This window comes from Brevundimonas sp. (genome assembly GCF_036402095.1).
GTDB lineage: Bacteria > Pseudomonadota > Alphaproteobacteria > Caulobacterales > Caulobacteraceae > Brevundimonas.
In genome coordinates this window covers 1-15705 of sequence record NZ_DASWTO010000138.1, presented here as the reverse complement: position 1 = coordinate 15705, position 15705 = coordinate 1, and the positions used below count along the sequence as shown (strand labels likewise).

Annotated in this window: 14 protein-coding genes; 3 read left to right on the top strand and 11 right to left on the bottom strand. The window is 69.8% G+C overall.

Features of this window, described 5'->3' with window-relative positions:
• Window positions 1-45 precede the first annotated feature (45 nt).
• From VGD32_RS09820 to VGD32_RS09770, 11 genes are all read right to left on the bottom strand, one after another.
• The gene (locus VGD32_RS09820) at window positions 46-2106 is read right to left on the bottom strand and encodes a TonB-dependent receptor (RefSeq protein WP_331031708.1); all 2061 of its coding nucleotides are present in this window, start codon (window positions 2104-2106) and stop codon (window positions 46-48) included.
• 134 nt (window positions 2107-2240) lie between these two features.
• The gene (locus VGD32_RS09815; protein WP_331031707.1) at window positions 2241-2576 is read right to left on the bottom strand and encodes a chorismate mutase; all 336 of its coding nucleotides are present in this window, start codon (window positions 2574-2576) and stop codon (window positions 2241-2243) included.
• Window positions 2573-3478: a ubiquinone anaerobic biosynthesis protein UbiV gene (ubiV, locus tag VGD32_RS09810; protein WP_331031706.1), complete on the bottom strand. Its 906-nt coding sequence runs from the start codon at window positions 3476-3478 to the stop codon at window positions 2573-2575. The genes VGD32_RS09815 and ubiV overlap by 4 nt, the downstream gene beginning before the upstream one ends.
• Window positions 3475-4467 carry a ubiquinone anaerobic biosynthesis protein UbiU gene (gene ubiU, locus VGD32_RS09805; RefSeq protein ID WP_331031705.1) on the bottom strand — a complete coding sequence of 331 codons (993 nt, stop codon included), beginning with the start codon at window positions 4465-4467 and terminating at the stop codon, window positions 3475-3477. The genes ubiV and ubiU overlap by 4 nt, the downstream gene beginning before the upstream one ends.
• The gene (gene ubiT, locus VGD32_RS09800; protein ID WP_331031704.1) at window positions 4467-4985 is read right to left on the bottom strand and encodes a ubiquinone anaerobic biosynthesis accessory factor UbiT; all 519 of its coding nucleotides are present in this window, start codon (window positions 4983-4985) and stop codon (window positions 4467-4469) included. Before ubiT ends, ubiU begins: the two co-directional genes overlap by 1 nt.
• Window positions 4982-6754, bottom strand: a complete 1773-nt coding sequence (locus VGD32_RS09795; protein ID WP_331031703.1) for a pyridoxal phosphate-dependent decarboxylase family protein — start codon at window positions 6752-6754, stop codon at window positions 4982-4984. Before VGD32_RS09795 ends, ubiT begins: the two co-directional genes overlap by 4 nt.
• 65 nt (window positions 6755-6819) lie before the next feature.
• The gene (locus VGD32_RS09790) at window positions 6820-7269 is read right to left on the bottom strand and encodes a YbaN family protein (protein WP_331031702.1); all 450 of its coding nucleotides are present in this window, start codon (window positions 7267-7269) and stop codon (window positions 6820-6822) included.
• A 50-nt stretch (window positions 7270-7319) separates the two neighbouring features.
• Window positions 7320-8501 (bottom strand): NnrS family protein, encoded by a 1182-nt coding sequence (locus tag VGD32_RS09785; protein WP_331031701.1) that lies wholly within the window; start codon window positions 8499-8501, stop codon window positions 7320-7322.
• Between the two features lie 72 nt (window positions 8502-8573).
• Window positions 8574-10856: a nitric-oxide reductase large subunit gene (locus tag VGD32_RS09780; RefSeq protein ID WP_331031700.1), complete on the bottom strand. Its 2283-nt coding sequence runs from the start codon at window positions 10854-10856 to the stop codon at window positions 8574-8576.
• Window positions 10857-10989: 133 nt separating this feature from the next.
• Window positions 10990-12354, bottom strand: a complete 1365-nt coding sequence (gene hemN, locus VGD32_RS09775; RefSeq protein WP_331031699.1) for an oxygen-independent coproporphyrinogen III oxidase — start codon at window positions 12352-12354, stop codon at window positions 10990-10992.
• 24 nt (window positions 12355-12378) lie between these two features.
• The gene (locus VGD32_RS09770; RefSeq protein ID WP_331031698.1) at window positions 12379-13068 is read right to left on the bottom strand and encodes an alternative oxidase; all 690 of its coding nucleotides are present in this window, start codon (window positions 13066-13068) and stop codon (window positions 12379-12381) included.
• 114 nt (window positions 13069-13182) lie between these two features.
• Here VGD32_RS09770 and VGD32_RS09765 point away from each other — a divergent pair, with 114 nt between their 5' ends.
• The 3 genes from VGD32_RS09765 to VGD32_RS09755 all read left to right on the top strand — a co-directional run.
• Window positions 13183-14703, top strand: coding sequence for a PAS domain-containing sensor histidine kinase (locus tag VGD32_RS09765; protein ID WP_414644392.1), 1521 nt, complete (start codon window positions 13183-13185; stop codon window positions 14701-14703).
• On the top strand, window positions 14693-15298 hold the full coding sequence (fixJ, locus tag VGD32_RS09760; protein WP_331031697.1) for a response regulator FixJ: 606 nt from the start codon (window positions 14693-14695) through the stop codon (window positions 15296-15298). Before VGD32_RS09765 ends, fixJ begins: the two co-directional genes overlap by 11 nt.
• Window positions 15299-15405: 107 nt before the next feature.
• Window positions 15406-15705 (top strand): aminotransferase class I/II-fold pyridoxal phosphate-dependent enzyme (locus tag VGD32_RS09755; protein ID WP_331031148.1); only part of this gene is annotated, 300 nt, incomplete at its 3' end.

Genomic DNA, 15705 nt, shown 5'->3' with positions numbered 1-15705 from the left:
GCGTCCTGTCCGACCGATGAGGGGCCGGCGCCGCCGGCGAGGCGGTCAGAAGCTTGAGCGAAGGCCGACAAAGGCGCTGCGCCCCTCTCCCGGCCAGAACACGGTGGTGGAGGCGACGCGGGCGTCGGTGACGGCGCTGGCATTGGCGATGTAGCGCTCGTCGGTCAGGTTGCGGGCGTCGAGGAACAGCCTGACCTGAGGCGTGACGCTCCAGGTCGCGCTCAGCGACCAGATGGCGTAGCCGGGCGCCTTCAGGGTATTGGCGTAGTCGACCCAGCTGTCCTTCGGGGTCCACTGCAGCGACGGCGCGACCGACCACCGGCCCGTGCGGAAGCCCAACTCGGCGTGGTAGTGATGCTCGGGCACGACCGGCAGCCGGCCATCGCCGTAATGCGGGTCGCCGTCGAAGCGGAGATCGGTCCAGGCGTACGTCTGGTGCAGCTTCAGTTGCCGATCGCCGTCTCGCCAGATCATCCAGTCCAGCCCGGCCTCGAGGCCCTGGTGCACGGTGTCGCCGGCGTTGAAGGTGGCTGCGGGGATGTCGGGCGCCGCGAGGAAGGTCAGAAGTTCGTTCTCGACCGCCATGCGGTAGAGGGCGACGTCCCACGACAGCGGCCCCCTGCGCCCGCGCGTGCCGACCTCGACCGTCCACGCCTCCTGGGCCTCGACCGGGACGAAGTCTGGATATGGCGTCTGCACGAGGGCCGAAAAATGCGGCGGTTCGACCGAGCGGGTCAGGTTGGCGAACAGCTGGCGACCGCCGTCATCTTCCCACAGCAGGCCGATGCGGGGGGCGAACCACTCGAAATCCTTCGATGCGTCGCGGGCCGGGTTCAGGTGGTCGGCATAGTCGCGGGTGGCGAGGCCCCAGCTGCCGCCCGCCACCAGCGCCAGGCGTTCGGTGACGAACAACCGGCTCTCGGCGAAGGCGTCGATGGCCGTGGCGCGCTGGGTGTTGTCGCCGGTCAGGGCGCCGCGGTCGCCGGCGATGTTCTGGTAGGTCAGACCGTCCAGTTCTCCGTCGCGAAGCCAGGCGCCGACGAACAGGTCAGCGTTGAGATCACCGAGCTTTCCGGTCCAGTCGAGGCGGCCGAAGGCGCCGACGTTGCGGCTCTGCTGGTCGATGACGACCGAGATGGGGTGGTCCAGATCCTTGAACGCGCCATAGACGCCGCCCTCGAAGGTCCAGGCCTCGCCGAGGCGCCAGTGGGTCTGGACGGAGCCGCGCATGGAGGTCATGTCGCGACGGTAGTCCCTGGCCACATTGGCGGTCGCGGCGGCGGTCGGGTCCTCCAGCGCCTGCGTCAGGGTCAGGGAGCCGGGAATCTCGTTCTCGATGTCGGCGGCGCTGAGCAGCACCCGAATCTCGCGATCCTCGCCGAGGCGGCGGCCGAGGTTCAGGCTGAGGCGCCGGGAGCCCTGGACGGAATGGTCGCGGTAGCCCTCGGCGCCGAGCACCGAGACTCCCGCCCACAGGTCCGTGTCGCCCCACTCACGGGCGAGCTCGCCATGGGCGCGCCAGGTTTCGAACGAACCCGCCTCGAGCCGGAGTTCGTTGCGGTCGGGCGCAGTGCGGCCCGTCGGGGTGTTGAGCTGGATCGCCCCGCCCATGGTCGCGCCGCCGAAGCGAATGGCGTTGCCGCCCTTGAACACCTCGATATGGCGGGCGCTCAGCAGGTCGATCTCCTGAAAGTCGCCGAAGCCGTCGGCCTGGTTGAACGGCACCCCGTCCTGGGCCAGCACCACGCCGCGATTGTGCGACGAATTGCCGACGCCCGAGCCGCGGATCGACAGCCTGACCTCCTCACCCCAGCGCTTCTCGGCATAGACACCGGGCACGGCGTGCAGGGCGTCGCCCAGGTGCATGGCCAGATGGTCGACGTACTGTTCGCGGCCGACCACGGCGACGGCGCCCGGGGTTTCCTGCAGCTCTGCGCGGGCTCGCGCGACCAGAGCCGGATCCATCGGATCGCGCCGGCCCGTGACCACGACGTCGGCCACCACGGCCGGTTCCTCCGCCGCCGCCAGTTGGGTGAGGTGCGGAGCGTCCTGGGACGCGCTGGCCGCGAACATCAGGGCGGCGGCGGAAGCGGTGGAGAGGAACATGGCGGATCCGGAGATGCAGTCCGGCCCTGACTGGACCGAGCCTCCAATTGGAGGCGTCGGAGACGGCCCTCCTTGCGCTGCCGCAAGACCGCGCCTCCGCAATTGTACGGTGAAAATCCGGAGCGGACCGCGGGTCAGCGGGCGGCGGAGCCGTCCTCACAGCCGCAACAGCTGTCGCGCGGCCCCTCGGCGCGGGCCTGGAGCCAGGCCGCCTCGTGGTCGGCGCACCGCTCGACCAGCAGACGCCAGACGGGCTCGGCGATGGCCGCCGACAGACCGGCGAGGCCGGCGGCCTGCAGCACATTGGCCAGAACGGCCTCGACCCGGTCCGGATCGCGCACCATGGCCGGATCGCCCTTGAGCCGGGCGACGGCCTCGACGATGCGCTGTCGCCGCGCCAGGGCTTCGACCACCCCCCGGTCGAGGGAGTCCAGTTCCTTCCGGAGGTCGGCAAGTTCCCGTTCGGTCATGACGGCGCTCCGACAGGCCGCAGTCCCGGATCGCCGCGGAGATAGCCGCCGACAAGCGCGCCCGGCGGGCCGGACTCCGCGATCCGGGCGGCGAGTTCGACGCTGTCGATCCGGCCGTCCGCCCGCTCACGGAAGGCCATGGCCACCTCGATCATATCGGCCGTGTGCGGCGACAGGCGAAGGGCGGTGACGCCCGCGGCCCGCAGAACTCCAGGTTCCGCCTCCACCAGCTGGACGCCGTGCGACAGGGTCTGGACGCCGTTGACGGCGAGGAAGTCGCGGCCGTCCAGCGTCTTCAGCGCCAGTCCGTCCGGGTCGCGGTCGCAGATGAACTGGCAGGCGTCCTTGTGCAGGCCGTGATGGCGGGCGTGGTAGCAGCGGCCCGAGAGCGCCAGCGGCAGGCGGCCAAAGGCGAACAGCTCGATCTCCAGCCCTGGACAGGCGGCGGCGATCGCGGACACGGCTTCCAGCGACAGCTCCACATTGGCGCACAGCCGGACGCAGCCGCGCGTCATCAACTCGCCCGCGGCGGCTTCGTTGTAGATGTTGAGCAGGGGTCCCGCGACGAACGGTCCGGTCCGGCCTCGCAGGGCCGAGATGTCATTGACCTCGATCAGCATCTCCTGTTCGGCGGCAAGGGCGGCGATTGCCTTGCGGTCGCGCCTGAGGGCCGGGAGGCCGAGGGTCGACCAGACCACCGCCTTGCCCGCCTCCGCCAGCCTGTCGGCGGCGTCGGCGAGGGCGGCGTCGATCAGGGGCGCGCGTTTTCCGCACACCGCCTCGCCAAGATAGACGCGCTCCACCGGGGCCTCGTCGGCGATGCGGGCGTAAAAGTCGCGGATGCGGTCGGGCGCCCAGTTGAACAACAGGGGGCCGAGGGTGACCTGGATCGGATCGGTCATCGCCACGTCTTCCGGTAAGCCCCGGCGGTCTCGCGCCCGCCCTCGGCAAGATCAGCCAGCAGGGTCTCGAACCGGGCCGGGTCTTCGCTCCGGTCGAGCGCGTCGATGGCGCCGCGGAAGGCGGAGGCGACGCGCGCGACATAGGCCTTGCCGCGCTGACGCCCCTCGATCTTCACCGCCGTCACGCCGGCCCTGCGCAGCGCCGCCAGCAGGCTCATGGCGTTGAGGCTGACGGGATCCTCGAACAGGTAGGAGAGGCCCCCGTCCACTTCGAACCGGCCCTTGCACAGGGTCGGATAGCCGGCCGGTTCGCCGGGCGCGTACCGGTCGAGAGCCAGGCCGCCCAGCCGCGAGACAAGAGCCCCCTCCTCCTCGGTGTAGGTGACCGACTCCGGCGGGGAGCATACGCCGCTGAGATTGGGCGAGCGCCCGGTGACGTAGGACGACAGGGCGCAGCGGCCCTCGGCCATGACGCACAGGCCGCCGAAGACGAAGGCCTCGGTCTCGACCGTGATCTCGCGCATGAGGGCGGCGATCTCCTCGACGCTGAGCACGCGCGGCAGCACCACCCGCTTCACCCCGTAGGCCTCGGCGTAGAAGGCGATGGCCTCCGGCGAGCCGGCGGCGGCCTGGACCGACAGGTGCAATCTCAGGTCCGGGTGGGCCGTTCGCGCGTGCGCCAGCACCCCGAGGTCGGCGACGATGACGGCGTCGACGCCGGTTCCGGCCGCCGCGTCGACGGAGGCCCGCCAGCGGTCGCCGGCCCCGGCCCGGGCGAAGGTGTTGACCGCCAGCAGCACCCTGGCCCCCCGGTCGTGGGCCCAGGCGACGCTGTCCCTGAGCTCGGCGGGGGAGAAGTTCAGCCCCGGGAAATTGCGCGCGTTCGTATCGTCCCGCAGGCCGCAATAGACGCTGTCCGCGCCCGCCTCGATCGCCGCCCGCAGCATGGCGGGCGACCCCGCCGGACAGACCAGTTCGATCGATCCCATCAGGCCTGCGCCCCGGCTGGACGCAGCCGATCCAACGCGGCCGCCAAGCTGGCGTTGAGGCGGTCCCGGAAGGGGGCGCCCACGCCCAGAAGGTCGGCGAGCGTCAGTTCGGCGGCCTCCAGCGTATTGTGCAGGGCGACCACCGCCCTGGTGTCGCCGTCGATGCGGATGCGTCGCGAGAAGAAGGCGGAGTCGGCGTCGCAGCGCCCGTCGAACAGCGCCAGCAGCGTCAGCAGCGGACCGGAGATGCGCGCGGCGCGGGGCGTCCCGTCGCCAGGGCGGATCACCTGCACGACGCCGGACCCGCCGCAGGGCCGCAGACGGAAGGCGACGGGAAAATCCGTCGGAGCGACGACGAAGGTCACGTCGCCGGCCTCGCCGAGACGTTCGAAGACGTCGGGCCGGCGGCGCGCGACGCGGCGCAGGGCCAGGGTCAGGAGGCGCTCCACCGGGGCGCGCAGGGCCAGCAGGACGCCAGCGGCCGCCCCGCCGCGCCCTGACACGGCTCGGCCGATCACGCCGCCGCCTCGAGCGGCTGATCCAGGCTTTCGCGGACCAGGGCGATGAAGGGCGGGAACAGGGCCTCGCGAAACTCCGGAGCGGCCCAGTAGGGGTTCATGAAGACGCAGCGGACCAGCACCATGCCGGGCGCGTCGACGACGCCGCCGAAGCCGTCGACGTGGCGCGCCACCGCCGCCGCATAGTCGGCGCCCAGCGTGGTCCTGGAGACCGAGAACTCCGGCGAATGATGGATCAGATCGAACAGGGCCGTGGTGCGGCGGTTGGCGCTGGAGAGAGTTTCGCCCTGCGCGGCCACAGAGAAGCAGACGATGTTGGCGTCGGCCGGTTCGAGGAAGCGGACCTCCGGCACGGCGGCGCCGAGCGCGGCCTCGAACGCCTGGCGGGCGCGCACGGTCTCGGCCAGAAGGGCGCCCAGCCCGGACGGGCCGAAGCCGATGGTTCGTCCGCTCAGCCAGGTCGCCGCCGCCCCGGCCGCCGAGCGCGAGCCCTCCAGGGTGGACGACCATTTGCCATCGCCGAGTTCGGGACGATCCAGATAGGGGGCGTCGAACGCCGAGACCGCGTAGCGCGCCGTGTCGCGGGTCAGGAAGGCCCCGCAGGCGTAGGGCACGTAGCCGAGCTTGTGGGGGTCGATGGTGACGGAGTCCGCCCGGCCGATCGCCCGCAGCGCCGAGACGCTGGCCGGCGAAAACACCGCCTCGTCCGGACCGCCGAGAATGGCGCACAGAAAGCCGCCATAGGCCGCGTCGACATGCCGCCAGATGTGCAGGCCCCGCTCCGCCTCCCACCGCTCAAGCCGGTCATGCAGGACGTCGATCGGGTCGATCTCACCCGTCTCGGTAGTGCCGGCCACGCCGACGGCCATCAGCACCGGTCGGCCCGCCGCCTCCGCGCGGCGGATCAGCCGCTCCAGATCGTCGACGTCGAGGCGCCCCTCGGCGTCGAGATCCACCGCCCAGAGGGACTCCTCGCCAAGACCGAAGAGGTTTGCGGCCTTGGACCACGAATAATGTTTGTTGCCGGGGACCAGCAGCACGGGCCCATGGTAGTCGCGGCCTGAGGCGCGGCTGATCCGGCGCCAGATGTCGGCCGGGACGCCCACGGCGGCGCTGTAGCGGCGCAGTACGGCGTCGGTCAGGCCGTGTTCCGACCACAACTGACGGAACCGATCCCACCCCATGTGGGCCGAGGCGAAGACGTCGAGTGGCTCGCCCGTCTTTTCCGCGACATACAGACCGAGGCTGAGCCAGTGATCGAGGCGGTACCGGGCCCGCCAAACAGCCTCGAAATTGGCCACGGTGCCGCCGGAGGTGAAATGTCCCTGGGCCGTCGCCGGATCGTACCCGACCATGGCCGCCAGCATGGCGATGGCCTCGGCCTCGATCACCGTGCCGACCTTGCTGGCCTCGCGGGAGGTGTTGTTGGGATTGTGCAGCATGGCCGCCAGCCAGCCCAGCAAGGCCGGCAGGGACACCTCGGCCTTCATATGGCCGATGTAGCGCGGGGTGTAGGTCGGGGTTTCAGCCGTCAGCGTCTCGCACAACTCGGCAAGCTCGCGCGACAGGATCTCGCGCCGCTCGAGCCGCTCGGGCGACAGCCGCCCGGCCGGACCGACGAGGCGCGGATCGTCGGCGAACAGACGCTTGCGCCAGTCGAACCACTGGTCGAGCACGGCCTGAAACTCGCCGCGCACCCAGGTTTCGTTTTCCGAGCGCGGGCCGGGGAAGCAGGCACCGGCGATGACGGCGGCAGGGGTTGGGCTCATGGAATCTCCTGCTGGGTCAATCGCGCCGCGGCGCACGGGCGTCGTTGTCGGCGCGCAAGCTCGGCTCAGGACGGTCGGGTCACGATCCAGACGCCGACGCAGGCCAGGACGGCGCCGACCGCGACAGTGGCGGCGAGGCCGGCCCCGGCCGCGTGAAGGGACAGGGCGCTGACCGGCAGGCTCGCAACCGCGGCGACCTTGGCGGGCGCCGGTATGGCGCGGCGTTGCTCCCAGGCTTTCAGCGCCGGACCAAGCTTGGGATGATCACGCAGCCAGCTCTCAAGTCGCGGCGAGGAGCGGGCGAAGGCCCAGGCGGCGACGAGCAGGAAGGGCGTAGTCGGCACGATCGGCAGGGCGACGCCCGCCAGCGCCAGCGCCGTCGCGGCGAGCCCGAGGGCCTGCAAGGCGCCGCGCCGGTCGCGCGGCCCCGGGGGCGAACACTGACACTCGCCGTAACAGCACAGGTCCGTCGGACAGGTCGCCGGATCGCAGCAGTCGGGGGCTGGGCGGGTCATGACAGACGGATCGCACAGTCCTGTCGTCCCCGCGTTGCGCCGACGCAATGTCACAGCGACCGCCGCCACAGCATCGGTCCGTAAACGGCGACGAAGACGGCGAAGGCCAGCGACCACAGCATCGCCGACACCGCCAGAAGGGCGATTGTCCACTCCACGAGGAAGGGCGCCGACACCCGCACCACGGCCGCGGACAGGATCAGCAGGTAGAGGGCGGTCGTCGCGCGGTCGGCGACCCGCGGCCGTCCGGTGTGGCCCCGCGAGGCCCGGGTCATGATGGCCAGGGTTTCGACGCCCATCGCTCCGGTGGTGAGCGCGTGGACGCCGGCGGTGAAGGGGACGGCGTCCGGCCACAGGACCGCAAGCCCGAGAAGGATCAGGCCGACGCCAAGCCAGGCGTAGCCAAGGTGCAGTATCCAGACGAGGGCCTCGCGCCGCACCAGCCAGCCGCGCCAGCGGGCGAGGCGCGCCAGGTTGGCGAGGCCGGCCGCGACCATGGCCCCTCCCGTGACCAGGGAATGCGGCGCCGCCACCCAGGCGACGAGCGCGACGGCGGTGAGCGCGAGCACGCCGGCGTCGAACCTGTTGAAGGCGGTCGGCCCCTTCAGGATGCCCTTCGCCTGGGTCCAGTTCTGGGTGAAGCTGGGGGTCACGCGCCCGCCGATCAGCGCGATCAGACCGGTGACGACGGCCACGGCGCCGCGCTCGGCGCCCGGTCCGACCAGCGGAATCGCGCCGCGCAGGTGGAAGGCGATGTTGGCGAGGGCGAGCATCGACACCAGCAGGCAGACCGGCAGGTTGCGCCGGTTCTTCGCCGCCAGCACCTCGCGCCAGATCAGGCCGGCGAAGACGACGAGGAAGGCGCTGTCGACCACAGTGGCGGCGACGGCCATGGATGCCGGCAGGAACCCGGCCGCCCGGCCCGCGGCCCACAGGGCGAACAGGCCCGCGAGCTTCAGGCCCGTCACGGGCAGGCGGCCCGTCCAATTGGGTACGGCCGTCAGCAGGAAGCCGGCGATGACCCCCGCCAGATAGCCGAACAGCATCTCGTGGATGTGCCAGAGCCGGCCGTCCATGCCGCCGACGGTCCCGTCCCCGAGCGACATCGACGCCACCCATACGGGCACGGCCACCGCCGCCCAGGCCGCCGAGAACAGGAAGAAGGGTCTGAAGCCGAAGCTGAAGACGGGCGGGCCCGAGTAGGCCCGGATGGACTCGGCTGACGACGCCACGATGCTGATATCCTTACAAAAGCGGATGGGCGGGGAGAGGCGAACCCCTCCCCGCCCGACGGTCGCCCCGGCCTATTCGGCCGGCAGGGCGGCCGGCTCGGCGACGGGCTCCGCCACGGGACGCGGCTTGAGCCCCCCGATCACGAGCCGCGCGGCGAAGATCGCCAGGGTGACGGCCCCCGCGCCGAAGACCACGTCGCCGGGGACGCGCATCCACACCAGGGTCTGGACCAGCGGCGAGTGCAGGACCGCCGGAGAGCGCGCGTACCACATGCCATGATCGATGCTGGCGAAGGCCTGCACCACGCCGATGGGCAGCAGCGACAGGAACAGCATCATCGCCAGACCGCCGTTCAGCAGCCAGAAGGTCCAGGCCAGCAGCGTGTCGCTCCACGCCTCGCGCCGCGCCAGGCTGCGGAAGCAGAACAGCACCAGGCCGATGCCCAGCATCCCGTAGACCCCGAACAGGGCCGCGTGGGCGTGGGTCGCCGTCGTGTTGAGCCCCTGGATGTAATACAGGCTCAGCGGCGGGTTGATCATGAAGCCGAAGACGCCGGCGCCGAGCAGGTTCCAGAAGCCGACGGCCACGAAGAACAGGATCGGCCATTTGTAGGCCTTCACCCAGGGGGCGGCTTTCGTGTGCCGCCAGTTCTCGAAGGCCTCGAAGCCGACCAGCGCCAGCGGCACGACCTCGAGGGCCGAGAACACCGAGCCGATGGCCATCACCGACGTCGGGGTGCCGGCGAAGTACCAGTGGTGCGCAGTGCCCAGAACGCCGCCGGTCATGAATACAATGGTGCCGAACACCACCGCGACATTGGCGACCATCGGCCGGACCAGGCCCAGGCGGACGAACAGCAGGCTGATCACCGCGGTGGCGAACACTTCGAAGAAGCCCTCGACCCACAGGTGGACGACCCACCAGCGCCAGTACTCGACCATGCTGATGTGGGTGTGTTTGCCCCACATGAATCCGGCCGCGTAGAACAGGGCGATGGCCACGGTCGACAGGAACAGGATGACCAGCACCGGCTTGGCCTGGGATTTGCTCCTCAGCGCCGGCCAGAGGGCGCGGGTGACCAGCACCAGCCACAGGATCAGGCCGACGAACAGCAGGCTCTGCCAGAAGCGGCCGAGGTCGATATATTCCCAGCCCTGGTGACCGAACCACCAGTTGGTGTCGAGGTCGAAGATCTGCTGCACGCCGAACCACTCGCCGGCCATCGAACCGAGCACGACGAAGACCAGGGCGACCCACAGGACGTTGACGCCGAGGGCCTGGAAGCGCGGTTCCTTGCCGGACACGATGGGGGCGATGTAGAGGCCCGTCCCCAGCCAGGCCGTGGCGATCCAGAACACCGCCAACTGTGTGTGCCAGGTGCGGGTCACGGCGTAGGGAATCCATTCCGAGATCGGAATCCCGTAGAAATCATGGCCCTCCACCGAATAGTGGGCGGTGACGGCGCCGAGCCCGACCTGAAGCAGGAAAAGGGCGATCACGGTCAGGAAATACTTGCCGGCGGCCTTCATCGACGGCGTCGGCTTCATGCCCATCAGCGGATCGGCCGTAGGCGGTTCGAGGTGTTCTTCCTTCGGCTGGCGGGCGTGCCAGAAGACCAGGGCGGCGACGCCGAAGATCAGCAGGATGACGCTGGCCACCGACCAGACGATGTTGGCCGACGTCGGCACATTGTCGATCAGCGGCTCGTGCGGCCAGTTCGAAGTGTAGGTGATGGTGTCATCCGGACGCTGGGTGCCCGCACCCCAACTGGCCCACCAGTAAAAGGCGGCGATCTGGTTGCGGCGGCTGACGTCCGGCACGGCGTTGTTGGCGACAGCGTACTGCTCGCGCAGGGATTCCAGCGCGGGATCATCGCTGAAAAGGGCGACGTAATGGGCCTTGACCTCGCGCATGGCGGCCGCCCGGTCGGCGGACACGGTGATCGTTTCCGTCCTGGGGTCATAGGTGTTGGTGCGCATCTCGCGCTTGACCCGGGCCTTCAGCGCCGCCTGGCGCTCAACGTCCAGGCTGGCCCAGGACTGGCCGAAGTCGCGCTGCGACCACATCTCCAGCAGGGCCATGGTTTCGCGGTGCAGCTGGTCCGCCGACCAGTCGGGCGCGACGTAGCCCCCGTGACCCCAGACCGAGCCGACCTGCTGGCCGCCCATGGACTGCCAGGCCAGCTGGCCCGTCTGAATGTCCTCGCGGGTGAGCAGCACTGCGCCCGTGGTGTCGACGACCTGCGCCGGTATTGGCGGCGCCTGCCGGTTTATCTCCCGTCCCATCATCCCCAGCACGGCGAACGAGGTCGCCATGATCAGGGCGAGGACGATCCAAAGTCTCTTGGTTGTCATCTCGCGGTATCCTTGCGGCCGCCGGGGCGATCCCCGATTCCGGCCAATTGAAGCTTCCATCCGTCGATCAGCGTGGCCGGACGTTGCGCGCCGACAAACTCCGGGATTCCCCCAGTCGGGACTGTCCCGGAGGTCACACCGCCCGGGCGTGCCGGCTCGCGGCGGCGGGCAGCCGGGCGTCGAAACAGGCCGCGACGACGCGCATGACGCGATGAGCCGCGGGTGGAATCCGGATGGTGCGGCCGGCGACCTCGCACAGACCGTCGGCCTGCAACCGGCCCGCGGCCACGATCGCGCCGTCCAGCGCCGCATCGGCGAAACCGTGCTCACGGCAGACCTCGGCCACGTCGACGGACAGGTCGCACATCAGCCGCTCGATCACGGCCGCGCGCAGTTCGTCCTCGGCGTCGACGGCCAGCCGGCGTGCGACCGGCAGGCGGCCCGCCTCGACCTCCCGACCCCAGGCGTCTGTGGCCGTGGCGTTCTGAACGAAGCCCCCGGAGAAGCGGCCGATCGAGGACGGGCCGACGGGCACGAGCACGGGCGCGGGGTCGTCGGTATAGCCCTGGAAGTTCCGGCGCAGCCTTCCGGACGCCGCCGCGAGAGTCAGGGGATCATCGGGCAGGGCGTAGTGGTCGAGGCCGATGCGGACGTACCCCGCGGCGCATAGTATCTCGTCGGCCGCCTCGGCCTGGGCCCAGCGGCCATCCCCGTCGGCGAGGTCCGCTTCCTTGATCATCACCTGATGCTTCTTCATCCACGGCACGTGGGCGTAGCCGAACACCGCCACCCGGTCGGGCCGGAGGGTCAGGGCCGCGGCGGTCGAGGCCGCCACATTCTCCGGCGTCTGGCCGGGCAGGCCGTACATGAGGTCGAAATTGATCGCCGACACCCCGACCTGGCGCAGCCGGTCGTTGGCCGCGGCCACCATGTCGAAGGGCTGAATCCGATTGACCCTGGCCTGAACGTCCGGATCGAAGGTCTGGACGCCCAGGCTGGCGCGGGTCACGCCCGCCTCTCCCGCCGCGTCGATGAAGGCTTCGGTCAGCATGCCGGGGTCCAGCTCGGCCGCGACTTCCGCGCCCGGGCGGAGGGCGAACCGGTCGGACATGTGCCGGACAAGGGACCGGAAATCGTCGGGCGAGAGGGCGTTGGGACTGCCGCCGCCGAAGTGAAGATGGGCGGCTCCGGCATGCGGGCCGATGGCGTCGGCCCACAGATCGACCTCCTGCGTCAGGGTCTGGAAGAAGGCCCGGACCCTGTCGTACTCGTGGAAGACACTGGTGGCGCAGCCACAGTACCAGCACAGCCGCTTGCAGAACGGCACATGGACATAGGCGGAGATGGCCTGGTCGGGGCGGGTCGCCGCCAGCCAGGCCCGCGCCTCCCCCTCCCCGGCGGCGGGCTCGAAAGCGACCGCCGTCGGGTAGCTGGTGTAGCGGGGCAGGTTGCGCGAGGCATGGGAGCGCCAGGCGGCGGGAAGGGCGCGGGACGACATGCGGGGACCCCGGTCTGTGCGTCGCTAGGCCGCCATCTTCCAGTTGGGCTGCAGTTCGACGTGTTTCGGGCAGGGAGCGATGGCGATCGGCTCCGCGCCGGCGAGTTCGTTGGCGAAGCCGTGATTGACGTCGCGGTGGTGAGCCTCGTCGGCGCGGACCACCAGCACCACGTCACGCAGGGTCGCGTCCGCCGGCAGGTTCCAGTAGCGGCGGGCGATTTCCGGCGCGGCCACATTCTCGCTGCGGCCCTCGTCGATCTCGGCCAGATAGTGGGTGTAGCTGATCACCGCCTCCTCCTCGAAATAGCCGACCACCCGGTGCGCCGTCTTGGCGGACACGAGGTAGAGGCCGAAGAAGAACAGGTAGAAGACCCACTGCACGGCGATGACCATGAAGCGCTCGAACAGGGTCGGCTTGCACACCTCGATGAAGGTCATCAGGTGCATCCGCTCGTTCTCGGCCTCGTCCATCAGGGTGCGGATCCAGCCGTTGTCGTCCTTCATGCGGCGCAGGGCCTTCAGGTGGTTCAGGGTCGCCCCGACCATGCCCGGAACGGCGGCGACCGTTTCGAGCACCACGGCGCGGTGGCCGTAGCGCTTGGCGAAGAAGGTGTCGGCGAAGAATCGCAGCGCCTTGACGAAGCCCCAGGCCGTGCGGTCGGACAGCCCCCTGGGCGTGTGGTGGACGGACAGGTCAACGAGGGGAGCAATCATAACGACTTCCGAAAACAATGACTTGGGGCCAGCGGCCTGATGGCGGTGAAGTAACCGCGGCGGGCATCTGGTGAAATTCGGGTCTTTCACCTACGGGATGTTGCGGAGGCGATGATGACGACCACCCCGACGGACGCCCTCGAGGCCCGCACGCCCTGGAACTGGATGCTGGCGAGCCGCCATACCGGTTACGGGCTCGCCGCGGCCGTACTGGGCGCCGCGGCGGGACTGGCGCTGCGGCTGGCCATGACGCCGTGGCTGGAGCACCGGCTGACGCTGCTGTTCTTTGTCCCGGCCATCGTCGTCGCGGCCGCCCTTGGGGGCGCCATGCCGGGCGCGCTCGCGACGGTGCTCGGCCTCGCGGGCGGCCTGTACGTCACCTGGTCCGCCGACGCCCTGGCCGCGGGCGACCTCGCCAGCATCGCCATCTTCCTGTTGCTGGGGGCGGTGATCACCGCCGGGGGCGAGGCTTTCCAGAACATGCGATCCCGCGCCGCGGCGGTGAACCGGGACCTGAGGGCGCGCGAGGCGCATCTTCAGTCCATCCTGGCGACGGTGCCGGACGCCATGATCGTCATCACCGAACGCGGCATCATGCAGTCGTTCAGCGATGCGGCAGAGCGGTTGTTCGGCTGGACGTCCGCGGAGGTGATCGGCCAGAACGTCAAGATCCTGATGCCTGAACCCTATCGCGAGCAGCACGACGGCTATCTGGACCGCTATCTGACTACGGGCGAGCGGCGCATCATCGGCGTAGGCCGGGTCGTCGTCGGTGAGCGCAAGGACGGATCGACCTTTCCGATGGAACTGGCGGTCGGAGAGATGATTTCCGGCGACCAACGCTTCTTCACCGGCTTCGTCCGCGACCTCAGCGAGCGTCAGCAGACCGAGCAGCGGCTGCAGGAGCTGCAGTCGGAACTCGTCCACATCTCGCGGCTGACCGCCATGGGAGAGATGGCTTCGGCTTTGGCGCACGAACTGAACCAGCCCCTTTCCGCCATGGCCAACTATCTCAAGGGGTCGCTGCGGCTGCTGGACGCCGAGACCGTCGCCCGCGAGCGGCTGAGGGACGCGATCCAGAAAGCCGGCGACCAGGCTTTGAGAGCCGGCGACATCATCCGTCGTCTGCGCGATTTCGTCGCGCGGGGCGAGGCCGAACGCCGCGTTGAAAGCCTGCCCAAATTGATCGAGGAAGCCAGCGCCCTGGCGCTCGTCGGGGCCAAGGAGCATGGCGTCCGGGTGCTGTTCCGCTTTTCGCCCGAGGTTGATCTGGTGCTGGCCGACAAGGTCCAGATCCAGCAGGTGGTTCTGAACCTGATCCGCAACGCGATCGAGGCCATGGAAGAGGCGCCGCGCAAGGTCCTCGACATCCGCCTCGATCCTGTCGACGACGACTATGCGCAGGTGACCGTGGCCGACACCGGCTCTGGCATCAGCCCCGACATCGCCGACCAGCTGTTCCAGCCGTTCGTCACCACCAAGCGGACCGGCATGGGCGTCGGCCTGTCGATCTCGCGCACCATCATCGAGGCCCACGGCGGCCGTATCTGGGTCGAGCCGAATCCGGGCGGCGGCACCCGATTCTGCTTTACGCTGCGTTCTGTAGGCGAGGAGGAACTCTACGATGGCGAATGAGCCGATCGTTCATGTGGTCGACGACGATCCCGCGATCCGGGACTCGCTGGCCTTCCTGCTGGATACCGCAGGTCTGGTCTCCAGAACCTATGAGTCCGCCGCCGCCCTGCTGGCGCATGCGGATAATCTGGCCCCGGGGTGCATCGTCACGGACGTTCGCATGCCGGACATGAATGGCCTGGAGATGGTCCGCCGGCTGGCCGAGATCGGTGTGCGTCACCCTGTCATCGTCATGACCGGCCACGCCGACGTGCCGCTGGCCATCGAGGCCGTCCGCGCCGGGGTCAAGGACTTCATCGAGAAACCGTTCGACGACGAGTCCCTGCTGGCCTCGATCCGGTCGGCCCTCGCCGAGCAGGCGGGGGCGACCGAACGCGAGGGGCAGGACGCCGAGGTGCGCGAGCGCCTCGCCTCCCTCTCGACGCGGGAACGTCAGGTGCTCGACGGCCTTGTCGCCGGCCGGGCCAACAAGGTGATCGCCTACGACCTCGAGATCAGCCCCCGCACGGTCGAGGTCTATCGCGCCAATGTCATGACCAAGATGCAGGCTCGCAGTCTGTCGGAACTGGTGCGGATGACGATCCTGGCCCAGTAGAGCCTCCTCGCCGGAGCGAAGGCCTGAGGTTCTCAGGGGTTTCCCGGAGGTGACGCGCGGGGTCGGGGGTGGGAGGAGAAGTCTCCACCGCCGCGGGACCCCACCGGATGTTCGACTACAAGGCCGCCTTCCAGACTGCCGTGGAGCAGGTCAAGAGCGAGGGGCGCTATCGCGTCTTCGCCGACCTGAAGCGTGTGCGCGGCCGGTTTCCGCTGGCTAGGCGCCGCCGCGCCGACGGCTCGGAGCAGGATGTGGTGGTCTGGTGTTCGAACGACTATCTCGGCATGGGCCAGCATCCGGCGGTGCTTGAGGCCATGCAGGCGGAGATCGACCAGGCCGGGGCCGGGGCCGGCGGCACCCGCAACATCTCGGGCACGACCCGTTCGGCGGTCGATCTGGAGGCCGAG

Coding starts and splice junctions, on each gene's coding strand:
- VGD32_RS09765 (WP_414644392.1), top strand. CDS start 13,183: ATGACGACCACCCCGACGGACGCCCTCGAGGCCCGCACGCCCTGGAAC.
- ubiV (WP_331031706.1), bottom strand. CDS start 3,478: ATGACCGATCCGATCCAGGTCACCCTCGGCCCCCTGTTGTTCAACTGG.
- VGD32_RS09780 (WP_331031700.1), bottom strand. CDS start 10,856: ATGACAACCAAGAGACTTTGGATCGTCCTCGCCCTGATCATGGCGACC.
- hemN (WP_331031699.1), bottom strand. CDS start 12,354: ATGTCGTCCCGCGCCCTTCCCGCCGCCTGGCGCTCCCATGCCTCGCGC.
- ubiU (WP_331031705.1), bottom strand. CDS start 4,467: ATGGGATCGATCGAACTGGTCTGTCCGGCGGGGTCGCCCGCCATGCTG.
- VGD32_RS09795 (WP_331031703.1), bottom strand. CDS start 6,754: ATGAGCCCAACCCCTGCCGCCGTCATCGCCGGTGCCTGCTTCCCCGGC.
- VGD32_RS09820 (WP_331031708.1), bottom strand. CDS start 2,106: ATGTTCCTCTCCACCGCTTCCGCCGCCGCCCTGATGTTCGCGGCCAGC.
- fixJ (WP_331031697.1), top strand. CDS start 14,693: ATGGCGAATGAGCCGATCGTTCATGTGGTCGACGACGATCCCGCGATC.
- VGD32_RS09770 (WP_331031698.1), bottom strand. CDS start 13,068: ATGATTGCTCCCCTCGTTGACCTGTCCGTCCACCACACGCCCAGGGGG.
- VGD32_RS09790 (WP_331031702.1), bottom strand. CDS start 7,269: ATGACCCGCCCAGCCCCCGACTGCTGCGATCCGGCGACCTGTCCGACG.
- VGD32_RS09815 (WP_331031707.1), bottom strand. CDS start 2,576: ATGACCGAACGGGAACTTGCCGACCTCCGGAAGGAACTGGACTCCCTC.